The organism is Micromonospora sp. NPDC048839 (assembly GCF_040649915.1).
In the GTDB taxonomy this organism is placed as follows: domain Bacteria; phylum Actinomycetota; class Actinomycetes; order Mycobacteriales; family Micromonosporaceae; genus Micromonospora.
Map to the genome: position 1 here is coordinate 310,675 of NZ_JBEZGL010000004.1, position 16,074 is coordinate 326,748.

Here is a 16,074-nt window from a genome sequence, read left to right on the forward strand (position 1 = left end):
GACTGTAAAGTGATGGGGTCGGGATCGTTCGTCGGGGTGCCGGTCGACGTCTGTCAGTCGGCAGGTGCGAACGTCGAGTGCAGGGCCGCGACGAGGCTCGGGCTGGCCCAGTAGGACGAGTGGGTGTACAAGTCGTCGGACAGCAGATGGTCCACCCGCTGGTCCACCGGGCCGGCACGGTCGGCCCAGCCGAACAGCCGACTGGCGACGAATCCCAGCGGATCGAGCGGGTGCCACAGATTCGTCCACCGCAGCAGCGATTCCGGCGGCAACAGGACTGGTCCGGTGCCGTCGTACGGAGCCAGTTGTCCGCCGCGGGGGTCGAAGACGTGGAACAGCGGCCACTGGCATCCGAAGGTCACCAGGCCAGCGGTGTGAACTGGATCCTCGGCGGTGGCCAGATCGAGCGCGATGACGGCGCCGAGGCTGTGGCCGATCAGGTGAACGGGGTCGCCCGCGTCGATGCCGCGGCCTCCGGAAATCGTCCTGATCTGCTCCCGGACGTGGTCCCGGATCGCTTCGCCGTGCCGTTGGTAGACCAGAACGTCACCCAGGGTCAGGCTGAGGTAGTGGGCCTTGGCGCTGCGGACCCAGGTGTAGAAGCGCTCGCCGGCGTTGCCGATCGCAGCGCCCGCGACCCGGTCCAGTTGCGGAAGATGTCGGCGGACCACCCGACGGACCGGCCCGGGATCGCGTAACTCGTGCCCCGGTACGCCGTCGGCGACCGCCTCGAGCGCGGCGTCGGCCAGTGCCTCACCCACCGCGGCGAGCAGCGCGGCATCATCGGTACGCCCCAGCCAACGGGTCTGCGGCCAGGTTTCGGCGATAGCGTCCAACGCCGCGGCGGTGACCTCCGGCGTCGGTGAGGGCATCCCGGCGCCGGGTCGGGCGAGGCGCTCACCCGCCCGGCTGCGGACGAGTTCCAGCCGGGCCGGCGGGTCCAGCGGCACCGGACCGGCGAGGCCCAACTCCGCGCCGTCGGGCTCGGGCGGGAAGTCGCCGCGGGTCTGCCACGACTGCCCGGGCTCGGGCGGCATCGCCAGCTTCGCGCCGAGCGCCGCCGCGCCGAGGTCACCCCAGTACACCGGATGCAGGGTCCAGCGGTGCAGCGCGGCGGTACTCAGCTGCGCCACCCGATCCTCGATGATCGACGGTTCGCGGTTCGCGATTCCGTGGATGACGAAGACGGGCAGGTCGTCGCTCATACGTCGGGTCCTTTCGGGACGGTCGCCTGCGGGTCGCCGTAGACCGCGTAGGCGAGGTGGGTGGGATCGGTGGGGTCCTGCCCCACCGCGCGTCGGGCGGCCAGCGACGCCGTCGCCAGGGACTGTCCCGCGCGCAGTTCGGTGTACAGGCGCGCGGCGTACTCACTTGCCGGCTCGGAGCGGACGGCCCAGGTCGAGCCGACGAAGGCCCCGGCTCCGGCGCTGAGAAACTCGTTCGCCCAGCCACCCATCAGGGTGTCGTACGAGCCGCCGTCGGCGCTGTGACAGGCGTTGAAGAAGACGAGCGGGCAGCGGGCCGCCAGGCTCCGTCGAGTGGCCGCCGGGGGCAGCGCGATCGGCCGGAACGTGCCGTCGTCCATCCGTACCCCGCCGCCCCCGTCGCCGTCGGGATGCTCCTGATGGCAGGCGAGGTGCAGCAACCCGAAGTCGCCCTGTTCGATTCGCCGGACCAGCTGCGCCGCCGAGGCGATCACGGTCGGCTTCGACCCGTCGATCAGGGCGGCGATACGGCGGATCTCCGCCTGGGCGTGATTCGGGGGGTGGGCGCCGAGGACGAACACGGGATCGCGCAGCGGCAGCGACCTGGTGAGCGGGTACCGGCCGGGCTGACGGAGCACGGGCAGCCGCTCGGCGACGAACGTCTCCCATCGGGGTGGCCGCAGCAGCTCCCACGGCAGATCGGCGAGCTCGGTGCAGATGACGAGACCTGTCGCCGACTCCAGGAGCGACGCGACAGCCGCACCGATCTCGGGTGGGAGCACCCGCCAGAGCGCCGCGCCGAAGCCGTTCAGGATGCCCCGGTCCACCGCCGAATGGTTCCGGCTGGTGCCGGCGGCCATCGTGTTCACCGAGCGGACCAGGTCGGCGAGCATCTGACGCGGCACCGCATCCGACGTGGCCGTGATCCCGTCCCGCCCGACCAGTCGGAACAGGTAGCCGCTCCGAATCCGGTCGACCTGCAGGGCGATCGTCCCGGGGCTCGCGTCGACGTGTTCGACGCGCGCCGACGACCGCCGCGGCGGCGCGTAGGGTGCGTCCGCCAGGACCAGCACCGTCCGGGTCGTCGCGGCCAGTTGGCCACCGCCACCCTCCAGGAAGATCTGGACCTTGATCTCGTGCGGCCCTTCCCGGTCGGCCTCGAAGGTGAAGGCGACGGTGTTCGAATCCGAGTCCGGGTACACCCGGACGTAGTGGACGCCGTGGCCGTGCAGCGTGAGGGTGGGCGACTGGACCGCGACCTCGACGACCACGCCCTCGTCGGGGATGGCGATCGGCCGGATGGGCACACTGCCCTCGCCACCGTCGCGGGTGATCGTCGCCCAGAGCGAGATCCGACTGCCCAGCCGCACCCTTACGGGCAGCTCGGTGGTCAGATACCGGGCCGGCGGGACCGCACCGGGTGTGCTGCGGAACTGGCTCTCGGCCGCCCGCACGGTCTCCATGGCCCACCGTTCGAGCGCGGGATCAGTCCGTAGGGCATGCGCGATCCGCAGATCGGTCACCGGGCCGGGGGGCCGGGCGAGCGCCTCCGCCAGCATCCGTTCGATGCGTTCAGCCAACGCCGTGTCGTGGACGAACTCGCCGACGCGGCCCCGGGCCTGCTCCGCGACCCACCGCATGGCCCAACCGCTCTCTCCCATGATCACGCCCCGGTGAACGCGAAGGCCGCCCACACCGCTGGCGACGACCACGGCCGGGAGTCACCGCTGCCGCTGCGGAACAGGTGCGGCAGCAGAGCTTCGGCGGCCTCCTCCGGAAGCCAGGCCTCGTGCGCGTCCAACGCCCGCACCCACTGCTGCTCGACCTCGGCGACCGTCGCGTCGCGCAACCACCGCTGGGCACCTGCCAGCGCCGTGGCCGGCGACTGCGGGCACTCGATCCGCCAGCGCCTGTAGAACTCCGTCATCAGCAGCGCGGTGGTGTGGTCGTCGACCGGCCACATCGGCGCCAGCACGCCCGCCGCACCGGCCTGCACCAGGCCGGTCGGCAGTGAGATCACCTCGTCCGGCAGGTCCCGCCCCGGCACGAAGGCCGAGCAGGCGGACAACACCGCCAACCGCAGGGTCAGCCGCATCGGCATGATGTCGGACAGGTGCAGACGGCCGTCCCCGGCGAGCCGCAGCGCGCTGCGCAGTGGATCGGTCGGCTCGGCGTTGCCGTGACAGCCGAAGTGGGCCAGCCAGGCGGTGGGCAAATCCGCGCGTACCCGCTCGACGGTCGCGTCGGGACCGCACAACTGCGTCACCGGACCCGGGAATGTCGCGGCGGCCACCTGGGCCTCCCATCGTGCGTACGGCAGCCGGTCGGCCGGAGCCGAGGCCTGCGGGTCGGCCACCGTCAACAGCCTGCCGGTGGGCGTCGACGCGGCCCGTCGGCGGCTGGCCGCCAGCGCGCGGGCATTCGGCACGTACCCGATGCTGAGGTCGTCGATCAGGTACCGGAAGCCGGTGGGCCGGGTGCTGTCCCGGTATCCGGCGACGTGGACCGGGAGCAGACCGACGAGGCCGCAGGGCACGAGCGAGGCATGGGGTACGCCGGACAAGTCGGCCAGCAGGGGCTCGGCCACCGCCTCCCACAGACGGTCGCGCAGGTCCGCCAGGTGGCGGTCCCACCCGCCGCGCTGCGCCGCCCCCCGCGATCCTGCCGTGGGGAAGTGCTCGCGGTGCCGCTCGGCCCACTCGCGCAGCGGCGCCGTGCGCAGGGCGGGCAGCGGTACGGAATCGACACGGTCACCCCGGACCACCAGGGCGACACCCGCGTCGTCGCTCGCCGTGAGGTAGACCAGCGGATGATCAGCCGCCGCGCTGATCTCGTCCATCTCGACCGGAGCGAGGAAACGCTCATAGCCGGGGATCAGCTGAATCTGCTCGATCGCCTCGTGCAGCTCGGCACGGGCCGCCCGCAGTTCGTCGAAGAGCGACACTGGACCCGTACCCCCATCATGGAGCCCGTGCGGACTGCTCTCCTGAGGTTGCGTCATCAGTCCCTCGTTCCCGGTGCCGTCGCTGCGACTGTCGGCACTGTCGGTTTGATCATCTGGTGGCCCGATCTGGAGACCGCCGATCGGGTGGCGAGCATCGGCAGCTTCGCCGTGGCGGCGATGACGATGCTGGTCGCTGTCCTGGGCCGGCGTGGCACCCGCGAGACCCGGTCTCTGGCCGAGCGGCAGGCGGCGTTGCGGGCCGCCGTCCGCCAGCAGTGGCGCGTCGAGGAGGCGCTGCGCCGGGTGCAGGACCCGGCGCCCATCCCGGTGCGCTGGGCGCCTGTCGACGAGGAACTGGGGGTCCAGGACCACTGGGTGAATGTGCGGTTGGCGGAGGCGGTCACCGGCGACCCGGGGCACCCGGCCCGGGGCGGCCAGGAGCCGGTTGCCGTCGCCGGCCGGGTCCACGAGGTAGCCGAGGTGTTCCGGCGGATCCCGTCGCGGCGGTTGGTCGTGCTGGGCGCCGCGGGCGGGGGAAAGTCGGTGCTGCTGATCCGTCTGGTGTCGGACCTGATCGATGACGGCCGACCGGACGACCCCGTGCCGGTGCTGCTGTCCCTGACCACCTGGGACGTCCGCCGGCAGGGCTTCATCGACTGGCTGACCGCCCGACTGATCGCGGAGTACCCGGCGTTGGCGGCCCCGGAGAACGACGTCGACAGCACGGCTGCCGCACTGATCGCCGACCGGCGGATCCTGCCGGCGCTGGACGGTCTCGACGAACTGCCGGTGCTGGTTCGCCGTGCCGCGTTGCTCGCCCTGAACGCCGCCGCGCCCCGGCTGCCGGGCTTCGTGTTGACCAGCCGGGTCGACCAGTACGTCGACGCGGTACGCGACAGCGACGTGCTGACCGGGGCCGCCGTGGTGCGGCTGCTGCCGCTGCGTTGGGCCGACCTCGCGGCCTATCTGCCCCGTACGACCCGTCCGACGGGCCCGGACCTGGCCAGCAAGTGGGATCCTGTCCTCTCCCGGCTGCGCGCGGTGGCCGACGAGGCCATGTCCGATCCGCCCGAGCCCGACGTACGGAACGCCGACGTGATCGGCGACGGTGACCAGCGGCAGGCTCGGATCCTCGCTGCGGTGCTGGCCACCCCGTTGCTGACCTCGTTGGCGCGCGCCGAGTACAGCGACACCGGCGCGGACCCGACCGAGTTGCTGGACCCGGGCCGGTTCGGCACCGTCCGCGACCTCGTCGGCCATCTGCTCGACCGCGCCGTTCCGGTCGCCTACGCCGGGCACCAGGGTGCGCCGATCGCCGCAGACGTGACCCGGGTGACGTCCTGGCTGGCGTGGCTCGCCAGGCACGGCGGGCCGGACATCGCCTGGTGGCGGTTGTCCACCACGCCACCCCGGGTCGTCTTCGCGACGGTGGGCGCGCTCGCCGGTGGTATCGGCCTGGGCCTGGTCGCCGGGTCGGCTGCCGGTTCGACGGTCGCCGGCCTCGGCGCCGTCGTCGGTGGTCTCGCCGCCGCCTTCATCATGGTGCGTCTGCCGCTGACCCCCACCGGCCTGCGGGGCGGGCCGAATTCGGGTGGGCGTCGTCGTCCCGTCACTGGCCCCGTCCGGCCCCGATACCGTCCGACCTCCGGTTCCCTCGGCTGGCTGACCGGGGGAGTGGCCCTGGTCGTGGCCGGCTGGCTGGCGGCGGGGGGCCGCGCGGCAGCGGCGGGCGCGACCGCCCTGCTGCTGGCGTGGGCCCTGGACGCCTGGTTGGACGTGCCGACCGACGTGACCGCCGCCGCCGGCCCGCTCGCGGTACTGCGTGCCGACCGGCGCGCCGCGCTGCTGCGGGCCGCTGCCCGGGGCGGCATCATCGGCTGTACGGTCGCGGCGCTCGTCGACATCCGGACCGGCCTCGCCGTCACGGCCGCGGTCGCCCTCGCCAGCGTGCTCTTCACCGCTTGGGGGCGGTTCTCGGTCGCCCGAGCCTGGTTCGCCCTGCGGGGCGAGCTGCCGATTCGGCTGATCGCGTTCCTCGACGACGCCCACCACCGTGGCGTGCTGCGTCAGATCGGCGGCGTCTACCAATTCCGCCACGCGCGCCTCCGGGAACGCCTGCTCACCAGGTCCCCCGATCCGACGTACGGCCCCCCAAGAGACTCGCGGCGAGAAACGGATATCTGATCTCGTACGCCGGGCCGACGCGGCGCAGCACGCCCCGGAGTCGCGCATCGTCCAGAACGCGTTCAGCGTCGTGCTCGGGGACCGGTCCCTGGATGCCCGTCCCCAGCGGCAGCAAAGCGAGGACCCACCCGGCTGGCATCCGCCACTGGACTTGACGCAACCGGTTCACCCCTCCGGATCTTCGGCGGGTGCGACCGGATGGGCGTGCAGGTCAACGACGACGGCAGCGAGGTTGTCGGTGGCACCTGCGGCGTACACCTCGTCGCGGAGCCGCTCGACCACGCCGCGGGCCTCGGGTTCGCGGCAGAGCCGGCGCAGATGCTGTTCGTCGAGTTGACCGTGTACGCCATCGGTGCACAGCAGGAAGCGGCCACCGGCCGGGTCCAGCGGTGTGAGCGTGACGTGCGGCACCAGTGGATCGTCAGGCGGATCGCCGAGAGCCTGCGTCACGGTGGCGGAGGTGGCCGCGTCGTCGATGCTGAGTTGTTCCAGGTAGCCGTCGGTGAGTCGGTAGACCCGGCTGTCGCCGACGTTGAACGCGTAGCCGCCATGCGCGGTGAGCAGGATGCCGGCGATCGTGGTGCGCATTCCCACGGTGCCGGAAGCACGGGCGGCGGCCTCGTGCAGGACCCGACCGATCGTGACCAGCCCGTCGTGGATGGCCTCCGGGCGGTCCCAGGCGATGTACCGGCCGGCGAGGTCGGCGAGGGCGAGCCGACTGGCCAGCTCACCGGCGGGATGTCCACCGAGGCCGTCGGCGACGGCGCAGACCAGCGGTGGTGTCCAGTCGGCCACAAGCTCGGTGATCCGTGCCCGGGGCGATTGGCTGATCCAGTCGAAGATCAGGACGGCGTCCTCGTTGATTGGACGGACGGCGCCACGGGCGGTGACGGCACAGGCCCGCACCGTCGCGTACGCGTGGGGGTGCGGTGGGGGCGCGGTCGTCGTCATCGCTGTCCTCCGGTCCTGCGCACGCGCGCCCGGACGGTGCTCGCCAGACGCACCTCGTCTCCGTCCGACAGGCGCTGCCGGGCTCGGGGGTCGAGTTGGCGGTCGTTGACGTAGGTGCCGTTTGTCGAGCTCAGGTCGCGCACGTACAGTTCCCCGTCCTCCACCCAGAGCAGGGCGTGTTGTCGGGAGACGTTGCCGTGGTCGCGGAGTCGAGCGGCGATGTCACCGAGCTCATCGGCTCGGCCGATGCGCAGCTCGCCGTGCCCGACCGGGACCGGTCCGAACGGGAACTCCAGGTGGAAGATGACACCCGGTGCCGCCTCCCGGGTGGTCGCCGGCGGTCCGCCCGTCGTCCGCGGGTGCTCCGCGTAGCTCGCCACCTCGGTGGCCATTCCGCCGAGGTCGTGCAGCGGGCAGCCGCCGGCGGCGTCCACCGGGTTGTCACATCCGGGGACCGGGCAGACCGGTTCGGCGGCGGGCGTCGCGGTCTCCGGCACCAACACCTCCATGCACTCCGGACAGAAGGTGCCGCCGGTCGGTTGGGGGCCGTGGTTGGGGCAGATCAGGGCCGCCATGAGACCTCCTCCAGTCGGATGCCCTGCCGCCGCAGGTCACGGTGGATACGCGCGAGGTCCCCGCGGCCCGGGATGCCGATCAGCCAGACCTGCTCGTCGTCCACCTGCACCTGCACCTGGGGTCGTTGCCGAAGCGCGCCGACCAGGTGGTCGTAGCGCTGTCGCCCCAGCTGGGTGCACGGGACCAGTTGCTGGTTGGCCGAGCCACGCCAGAGCAGATCGGTCGGCTCGGCCGCCCGGAACGGTCCGGTGATCAACGCGTCGATGAGCGGGTAGGCGGCGGGGCAGCGCTCCCGGAACGCCGCCAGCTCGACCCCGGTGTAGCAGAGGATGTCCCAGTCGCGCCCGGCGCCGAGTCGGCTGAGACCAGTGACGAGTTCGGCGAGGGCGTCCGGCTGCTCCGACGGCTCGCCGCCGGTGATGGTGATACCGTCGATCAAAGCCGGGTCCCGGGCCTCGATCCAGTCCAGCACGTCGCCGACCTCGGTGTCGTGCCGCGCCTCGGCCACCCAGGTGTCCCGGGAGGCGCATCCGGGGCAGCCGATGTCGCAGCCCTGCAACCAGATGCCGACCCGCCGCCCCGGACCGAGCGCGGTTACGGGATGGTGCAGCCGGGCCAGTCGCAGCGTCACGTCATCACCAGCGCACGGTTCTGCCCGTCCTGGACGATGGCGTCGACGTGCAGGGTCTGGCCGACGGCGGGAGGGTTCGCGAACAGCTCCCGGGCGAGCGGGTTCACCAGGATGCTCTCGATGGCGGCGACGATGCCGCGCCCGCCGTTCGACAGGTCGTAGGTCGCCTCCTTGCGCAACTCCTCGCGGGCCTCCGCCGCGAACTCCAGACGGGCGCCGAAGACTCGGTTCACCGTCTCGGCGACGCGGTCGATCGCCCGGTCCGCGATCGCGACCGCCACCTCCGGGCGGAGGAAGTCGAAGACCACGATGCTCTGCTGCACCCGGTTGAAGAGTTCGGGACGGCGCAGCAGATGCCGGAAGAAGACCTCGATGTACTGCCGCACGCCCTGCTCGATCTCCGGCAGATCCTGCGCCGAGGTGACGTTCTCCTTCGGTTTGCCGTCGTCGTCCTGGATGACGATGCCGAGGTTGGTGGTGAAGACGATGAGCGCCTCGGTGAAGTAGACGGTGCCACCCCGGCCGTCGGTGAGCCGGCCGTCGTCGAGGATCTGCAGGAACTTGTCCAGCAGCCGGGGGTGCGCCTTCTCGATCTCGTCGAACAGCACGACCCGGAACGGCTGCTGCCGGATCCCGTTGGTCAGCTCGCCACCCGCGTCGTGGCCGATGAAGCCAGGTGGGGCGCCGATCAGTCGGGCTTCGGTGTGTTCGGCGGCGAACTCGCTCATGTCGAAGCGCAGGTAGGCGTGCTCGTCCCCGAACAGCAACTCGGCGAGCGCCTTGGCCAGCTCCGTCTTGCCGACGCCGGTCGGGCCGGCGAAGAAGAGGACGCCGCGCGGCTTGGCGTGTCCGCCGGTGTGCGCGCCGGCCAGGCCGGTCACCGAGCGGGCCAGGATGTCCAGCACCCGGCGTACCGCGTCGGGCTGGCCCAGCACGCGCTCGCCCAAGTTGTCCTGTGCGGCCCGCAGCCGCTCCCGCAGGGCGGCACTCTGCCATGGGTTGTCCGGCACGCCGACCCGGAACGCGCGAACCGCGTCGTCCACGCGGGGGCCCGGAATGCCGGCGGCCGTCGCCAGCCGTACCACGTCCCGCATGCTGCGTAACCGCATGCCGTGGCTGACCTCGGCGAACCGTCTGCTGACAGCGTCGCGCTCCGTTGGGTCCTGCGGCATGCCGGGCAGGCCCGCCACCAGGTCGGTGGCGGTGCGCAGCCGCACCTCCAGGTCGGGTTCGGGAATCGCGGTGACGCGCAGCGTGTGGTTGCCGGTGGCGAACCACGACGGCAGGTCGTGTTCGCGGTCGAGCACCCAGAAGATGGTGTTGTAGCCCTTGCCGACGGGCGTGGCCCGGTAGGCCAGCCGGTCGGCGGTGGCGAGGAGCAGCCGCTCCTCGGGGGCGAGCAGTTCGCCGGTGAACAACCGCGCCGCGTCCACGAGGACGAGTGCCACCGGCGGACCGGCCGCGTGCCGGCGGCGTACGTCGACGACGGCGCTGATGAGATCGCGCACCTGCGCCAGGTGCAGTGGCCGGTTGAGCTCGACGTCCGCCTCGCGCAGGATGGCCTGCACGGCGGCGGCTCCCTGCTCCGGCACCTGGGCGGCGACCTCCACCCCGACTCCGCTGGAGTAGGTCAACAGTGCGCCGTAGCCACGACCCTGCGCGGCGGTCCAGAGCGCGTCGACCAACATCATGAATCGGACCCGGACCCGGTCCGCATGTTCCGGATCCGGCTCCGGCAACCGGTACAGGTCGCGGACGTTGCCCGTGAGCAGGATCTGCGGGTGCGCGCAGAGCGCCAGGTCAACCTCGCGCAGCCACGCCGGCCGTTCGGCCGGTCGTTCCACCGCGTCCGTACTCATAGCTGCTGTTCCCTTCGTTGCTCGTTGGCGCGGCGGCTCGCCGCCGGAATCGCCGTGTCGGCGACCACCTGCACCGGACGCTCGCCCGGTTCCCGACGTCCGATCTCCTCGATGGGGATGCCGTCGCGACGCGCACGGCGCCGCACGACCTGGTAGTCGTCGCAGAACTTCTGCTCCGCCGCCTTGTCCTCCGAGGTCGAGGCCCGGATGCCGCCGGTTCGCACCACCTGGGTACGGACGACCGGGTCGTCGTGGTCGAGCAGCACCTTCACGCCGTAGCCGGTGTCGCCGCTCATGGCGGCGTAGGCCAGCCCGGTGCCGGCCAGGCGGGTCTCGAAGCCCTCGTCCACCTGGTAGCCCAGGTCGGTCAGTCCGACCCGCAGGACGTCCGCCACCGCCTTGCGTCGCCGTGCCCGGTCGGCCTGCTCCACGATCGCGGCGGCCTCGGCGCGCAGTCCGTCGGGCACGTGCTCGACGCGTTCCGCGACAAGCCGTTCGATCTGCTGCCTGAGCTTCTCCGCCGCCTCTCCCGGCACTGTCTCCAGCGGTGCGGCGACGGTCAGCAGGTCCCGCCGGACCTGCACGATCCTTTCCTCGGCGCGCGCCTGAGCGCGTACCCGTCGCTCCAAATCGCGCAGGAGCAGGTGGCCCCGGCTCGCGGTGGTGCCGGTGGAGATCTCGGCCACGGCCTCGGCGCACGACCTCCGGACCTCCTCGGGCGTCGAGGCGGGCAGTCGGGCGAACAGGTGAGCGGCCCGGTCGGCACGAGCAGCCTGGTGCCGCGCCGCCTCGGCGTCCGGTGCCGCGCCGGTGCCGGCCGTCGACGTCGCCGTCGACACGGTCTCGCTGGACCGGGCCGGGGCCTGCGCCAGTGAGTCGTCCCATTGCCGGCGGGACGCCTGGCTCGTCGCGGGCGTCGGCAGCGCACCGAGGAGGCCGCCTGTGTCCCCGCGCGCGGCGGCGAGCACGGCGTCGCGGAGCTTGTCCCGCTCACCGCGAACCAGGAGGGCGACGTCGGCGGTGGCGGTGGCGATGCGCCGGGGGGACTGGTCGGGTCGGGCCTTCGCCCCGGCGGGGATCTTCGCGATGCGGCTGCCGTACACGGAGCGGTAGGCGTCGGCCTCTGCCCGCAGCGCCGCCAACTCCCCCCGGGCCTGGACGAACTGCTGCCACTGCGCCCGCTGTTCCCGGGCGAGCTGCTCGGCGGCCGTCTCCACCACGTAGCGGCCACCTGTCATTGCGCTCATCGCGTCATCCCCTTCAACATGGTCTTCCTCACCACAGGAACCAGATCTGGCTGGGATCCGGCAGGAACGGCACCGCCACCTGTTTCCAGACGTAGAGCGGCTGGAGGAGATACAGCCCCAGGACGGTGAGGACGACGCCGCCGCGGACCCGACGGGCGACAGGCCCGGTCAGGGTGCTCCTCTCGGTCCGGAACGCCCGGTTGACGAGGCGACGGCCCAGCCAGATCGCCAGCAGCAGGCCGCCCGCCGCCACGTACGGGATCGACGTTCCCCAGAACTCGGTGAGCCAGGTCAGGGCCGGCAGCACGCCCGTCTCCACGATGATTGGGAAGCGCAGGAAGTTGGCATGTTCGGTGACGACGAGCAGGAAGACCGCGAGCGCCCAGCACCAGCACAGGGCCCGGGCCCGTCGCAGTGCGGTGTCGGGTGTGGTCGGCCGGACCAGCAGACACGCCATCAGCACCAGCAGGGGGAGGGCGAACATCCCCTGGACCCGGGCGATGGCGGCCAGCATCTCCGGGGGGTACACGTCCGACAGGGCGATCGACGCGCGTTGCGCGGTCGTTTCCGCCGCCGGGTCGAACCAGCGGTAAGCGACTGCGGCCGTCACCGCGGCCAGCGTCGTGAGATAGGCGAGCACCCCGGTGATCAGGAAGTTCGCGGTGTCCCGTCGGACGGTTCTCGCCGTGTCCCGCCAGTCGCTGCCGGACACCGGTTGGGCGCCGCCGGTCGACGTGCTCGTCTCGCGGGCCTTCTCGGCGGCGGCGGCGGCCCTCTGCTCGGCGACGAGTCGGGTGGCGAGCCCGGTCAGCGCCACCGCGACCGTCCCCGCCGCCAGCTGCCGGTCGTCGTCGAGCGAACCAGCGGTTGCTCGCAGCTCCTTCCACCAGACACAGTTGCGGGCCGGCTGCCGCTTGGCCAACTGCGCCACCAGCGCCGAGCGATGACCGGGATCGACAAGCACCCGCGTCGCGATCGCCCGGGCGACAGGCGCCGCTTGCTCGACCTCGGGAATCCCACCGTGGGTCGGCCAGCCACCGGTGCCGGCAGCGCTCGACCTGACTGTCGCCCCGAGCGAGGCGATCCGCTCCTCGACGAGACCGCGGACACCGTCCAGGCGGTTGGCGGCCGACCCGAGCACGGCGCAGCCGTCCGCGCAGTCGGCATGCGAGCGGCAGCGGTGTCGGGCGAGGGCACGGAGAAGCCCGACGTCGATCCGGTCGACGATGTCCACGGCCACGGTGTCGCCACTCGCCGCCCGCTGAGCCAGGACGGCGAGCCCGGGAGCGTCGGCCGGCTCCTTCTCGAAGACCGGCGGTTGCTCAGGGGCCACCCACGAGATGAAACGGGCCACCTTGACGGCCGCGCCGGCACGCTCGGTCACCGCCTTGCGGACGAGGTCGACGGGGAGCCCGGTGTCGGGAAAGTTGTCGCGCAGCCAGTCGGAGAGGTCCAGGTGCGACTCACGGCGCAGGAAGAGATCCACGCCGGCCTGCCAGTTCTCGCTCATCGCGACGCCCACGTCGGCGGGGGTACGGCAGAGCCGGCCGGCCAGCTCGAACGGCGGCACGATCGGCGCGACCGGTGGCAGCGGTGCCGCGGTCGGCGACAGCTCAGGCTCGTACACCGTCGGGGTTTCGCCGGCCAGCCAGGCGCGGACCTGCTGCGCCCCCCAACGCCGGTCGGGGGCGCGGGTCAGCAGGCCCCGGCACAGCGGCAGCCAATCCTCCGGAACACCGCCCAGGTCGACCCCGTGGGTGGCGATGTGCTCGAAGATGATCCGTTCGTTCGCGGTGGCGCCGCCGATGCCGCTGTTCGGGTTGCGCCCGGTCAGCAGCTCCACGACGAGAATGCCGAGCGACCACCAGTCCTGTGCCGGGTCCTGGCTCTTCTGCCACCAGGTCTCGGGTGCCTGGTACGCGGCCGTGCCGGCCCGGCCGGTGGTGCGCCGGGTCGCCCGGATCTCGGCCACCAGACCGAAGTCGCACAGCACCACGTCGATCGGTGTGAGCCGCCGGACCAACACGTTCGCCGGCTTGATGTCCCGGTGCGCGATGCCGGTCGCCTCGCCGTGGCGCAACTCGCCGTGCAGGTAGGCGAGCGCGTCGGTGACCTGCTCGACGATCCGGCGGATCTCGTCATGCCCCAGTGGGCCGCCGCGCTTGGCGGCCAACTCGGCCAGCGAACCGTGCTCGACGTACTCCATCACCTCCCAGCTGCGTGCGGTGCCGTACGGGCTGGTCTCCTCACCCCAGTCGATCATGCGGACGACGTGTCGCCGGTCCGCTCGACGTAGCGCGTCGAGCAGCCGGCGATCCGGGCGTACCGAGGTGGGGTAGACCTTCACAACGCGTCGCTTTCCGGACGAGCGATCCACCACGCGCATGACCAGGTGCGCCTCGCCGCCGGTGGTGAGGTCCTGGTCCGGTCGGTAGCGAGCGAAGACCGCCTTCGGCAGGCCACCGCTGTCCTCCTCGGAGCCGACCGCCATCGGGGCCCGCGCGCCGACGGGGGTTTCCCTGGTCGTGGCGGGTGCGCCACGGGCCGGCTCGGCGGTTGTGGGCGCGACCGGCAGGCCCGCGCTCTCCCGCTGGGTGGGGACGTCACTCATGCCCACTCCTCGTCCTCGGGGTTCAGGTTGGCGTGCAGTGCCCGCTCCTCCAGGCCGTGCAGCCGCTGCACCGCTCGCCGGTAGCGGTCCCGCACGGGCGCGTGCCGTGGGCTGGTGAGGCCGACCAGATCTCGTTCCAGCGCGGTGGAGAGCAGCACCGCGCGCCCGGACTCCAGGGCGACCACGGCCTCCGTCAGCCGGTCGCGCCGGGCCAGCGCGTAACCGGCCCTGCCCACCAGGCTCTGGCTGCGCCGCCGCAGGATCAGCTCACTGTGGGCGCGGCTGAGCTGGGCTCGGGCCAGCCGATTGAGGGCCCGCAGGGCGAGCAGGCAGGCGTCGCCGGCGTCGTCCATCCGACGGCGCCGCCAGGACCAGTCCGCCCAGGCCAGCGCGGTGTCGAAGGCCCAGATGAGGCTGTGCTCGGCGGTCCACGTCGACGCCTTGCGGGACGCGTCCGCGGCGCGCAGCTGATCCTCGGTGGTCCCGGTCGCCTCGGCCCGTACGTGCAGCATCGCGGCGACCCGGGAACTGCCGATCGCGTGGTGCAGCGACCCCGGCCGGTACCGGTCCCGGTGTGTCGTCACCAGTTCGACGGCCTCGTCGATCTGGTCCAGGTCGCTGTCGCGCCAGCCGCGGGCGGCCAGCGCCTCGGCGAGCTGACCACGCGCCGCGCGCCGCATCTCGGGGGTGAGGGTGCCGCCGCTGGTGGCCCGCCGCAGCAGTCTGACGGCGTCGTCGAGCAGGCGCTGGTTCGGGCCGTCCGGACGGTAGTCGTCCAGCTTGCAGCCCGCCAGGACCATCCGGGCCACATCACTGCTGCCCCCGGGGAGGGCGAGCACCTCGCCGGCCAGGTCGGCCGCCCGGACCCGGTCCGGTCCGGCGGACGGATCGTGTGACAGCGCCTTGGTCCGGGAGCGCAGTTGATAGAGCATCGCGAGGCCGGCCAGGGTGGAGGGCGGGTCGGGGTCGTGCTGGTCCGGGTCGGCGCGCTGCGTCTCGATGGCGGTGATCTGCGCGTCGAGCGCGTGCAGGTCACCCTGGACGCCGTAGCGCATGCTGTCCTGGACCAGCTCGGTCAGGCTCGTCATCTGCCGTACCGCGCCGGGGTGCGGCACGCCGTCCGCGAAGGAGATGGACTGCGCGACCGCCAGGGGGTCGGCCGCCTCGCCCCGCACCAGCCCCTGCCGAAGAACACGGACCCGTTCGACCGAATCCGCGACGAAGGCGGCTTCCGGCGACAGCCGGTCGACGGTGGCGAGCAACGCCCTTATGCGTTCCTCGTCGCGTTCGTCGCCATCGGGGGAGCCCTCCCGGGCCCTGAGCGCGGCGGCGAGATGAGACCGTGTCAGCGCTGCCGCCTGCGCTGTCACCGCTGCCAACTGAGGGTTCGACCGATCCTTGGCGACCTCGCGGTCGAGCACCTCAAGGGCGCGTTCCAGCCGGCCGATGGCGCCGGACAGGTCGTCTCCGCGACGGAAACGCAGGAACTGCGGAAGCAGCAGCGCGGCATACACCATGTCCAGCGTCGCGTGCTCCAGGCTGTCGGACCGGACGCTGCGCTCTGCCGCCTCGATCGTCGTCATCGCCTCCGCCACGTCCTCCGGCCGGTTGCGGCTGCCCAGCAGCACCGCCAGCCAGGTCGCCATCGTCCGGGCCTCGGGCCGGGCGACGGGGACCAGCTGTCGGGCGGTGCGGACCGCCGTGATGGCCCGGTCGAGATCGGCCGACGAATGAGCGCACAGGAAACGGCTGAAAAGGGCGGCCGAGAGCGACCACAGTGCGGCGACCCGGTCCATGGCGGAGCGACCGCCGGAAGCGGACACCCGATCTTCGGCGTCCCGGACCGCGGCATTAACCTGATGGCAA

The 16,074-nt window shown here is 72.4% G+C and carries 11 protein-coding genes; 1 reads left to right on the forward strand and 10 read right to left on the reverse strand.

What is annotated here, in order from left to right; translation table 11 throughout:
- Positions 1 to 53: 53 nt before the first annotated feature.
- Genes AB0C25_RS10150 through AB0C25_RS10160 form a run of 3 tightly spaced genes read right to left on the reverse strand, consistent with a single transcriptional unit; the run spans position 54 to position 4,149 of the window.
- Positions 54 to 1,205, reverse strand: coding sequence for a hypothetical protein (locus AB0C25_RS10150; protein ID WP_357371548.1), 1,152 nt, complete (start codon positions 1,203 to 1,205; stop codon positions 54 to 56).
- Positions 1,202 to 2,866 (reverse strand): CHAT domain-containing protein, encoded by a 1,665-nt coding sequence (locus tag AB0C25_RS10155; protein ID WP_357371550.1) that lies wholly within the window; start codon positions 2,864 to 2,866, stop codon positions 1,202 to 1,204. Before AB0C25_RS10155 ends, AB0C25_RS10150 begins: the two co-directional genes overlap by 4 nt.
- Before the next feature lie 2 nt (positions 2,867 to 2,868).
- Positions 2,869 to 4,149: a CHAT domain-containing protein gene (locus AB0C25_RS10160; protein ID WP_357371552.1), complete on the reverse strand. Its 1,281-nt coding sequence runs from the start codon at positions 4,147 to 4,149 to the stop codon at positions 2,869 to 2,871.
- 27 nt (positions 4,150 to 4,176) lie between these two features.
- Here AB0C25_RS10160 and AB0C25_RS10165 point away from each other — a divergent pair, with 27 nt between their 5' ends.
- Positions 4,177 to 6,333 (forward strand): NACHT domain-containing protein, encoded by a 2,157-nt coding sequence (locus AB0C25_RS10165; protein ID WP_357371554.1) that lies wholly within the window; start codon positions 4,177 to 4,179, stop codon positions 6,331 to 6,333.
- Between the two features lie 165 nt (positions 6,334 to 6,498).
- Here AB0C25_RS10165 and AB0C25_RS10170 read toward each other — a convergent pair whose 3' ends face one another.
- From AB0C25_RS10170 to AB0C25_RS10200, 7 genes are read right to left on the reverse strand one after another with little or no spacing between them, the layout of a single operon-like run.
- Positions 6,499 to 7,284 carry a PP2C family serine/threonine-protein phosphatase gene (locus tag AB0C25_RS10170; protein WP_357371556.1) on the reverse strand — a complete coding sequence of 262 codons (786 nt, stop codon included), beginning with the start codon at positions 7,282 to 7,284 and terminating at the stop codon, positions 6,499 to 6,501.
- Entirely contained in the window at positions 7,281 to 7,859 is a 579-nt protein-coding gene (locus AB0C25_RS10175) for an FHA domain-containing protein (RefSeq protein WP_357371558.1), read from the reverse strand. Before AB0C25_RS10175 ends, AB0C25_RS10170 begins: the two co-directional genes overlap by 4 nt.
- A complete protein-coding gene (locus AB0C25_RS10180; protein ID WP_357371560.1) occupies positions 7,847 to 8,491 on the reverse strand; it encodes a 4Fe-4S single cluster domain-containing protein in 645 nt (214 codons plus the stop codon). The genes AB0C25_RS10175 and AB0C25_RS10180 overlap by 13 nt, the downstream gene beginning before the upstream one ends.
- Entirely contained in the window at positions 8,488 to 10,350 is a 1,863-nt protein-coding gene (locus tag AB0C25_RS10185) for an AAA family ATPase (protein WP_357371562.1), read from the reverse strand. The genes AB0C25_RS10180 and AB0C25_RS10185 overlap by 4 nt, the downstream gene beginning before the upstream one ends.
- A complete protein-coding gene (locus AB0C25_RS10190) occupies positions 10,347 to 11,597 on the reverse strand; it encodes a hypothetical protein (RefSeq protein ID WP_357371564.1) in 1,251 nt (416 codons plus the stop codon). The genes AB0C25_RS10185 and AB0C25_RS10190 overlap by 4 nt, the downstream gene beginning before the upstream one ends.
- A 28-nt stretch (positions 11,598 to 11,625) precedes the next feature.
- The gene (locus tag AB0C25_RS10195; RefSeq protein WP_357371566.1) at positions 11,626 to 14,208 is read right to left on the reverse strand and encodes a serine/threonine-protein kinase; all 2,583 of its coding nucleotides are present in this window, start codon (positions 14,206 to 14,208) and stop codon (positions 11,626 to 11,628) included.
- Positions 14,205 to 16,031, reverse strand: a complete 1,827-nt coding sequence (locus tag AB0C25_RS10200) for a hypothetical protein (protein ID WP_357371568.1) — start codon at positions 16,029 to 16,031, stop codon at positions 14,205 to 14,207. The genes AB0C25_RS10195 and AB0C25_RS10200 overlap by 4 nt, the downstream gene beginning before the upstream one ends.
- Between the last annotated feature and the right edge of the window lie 43 nt (positions 16,032 to 16,074).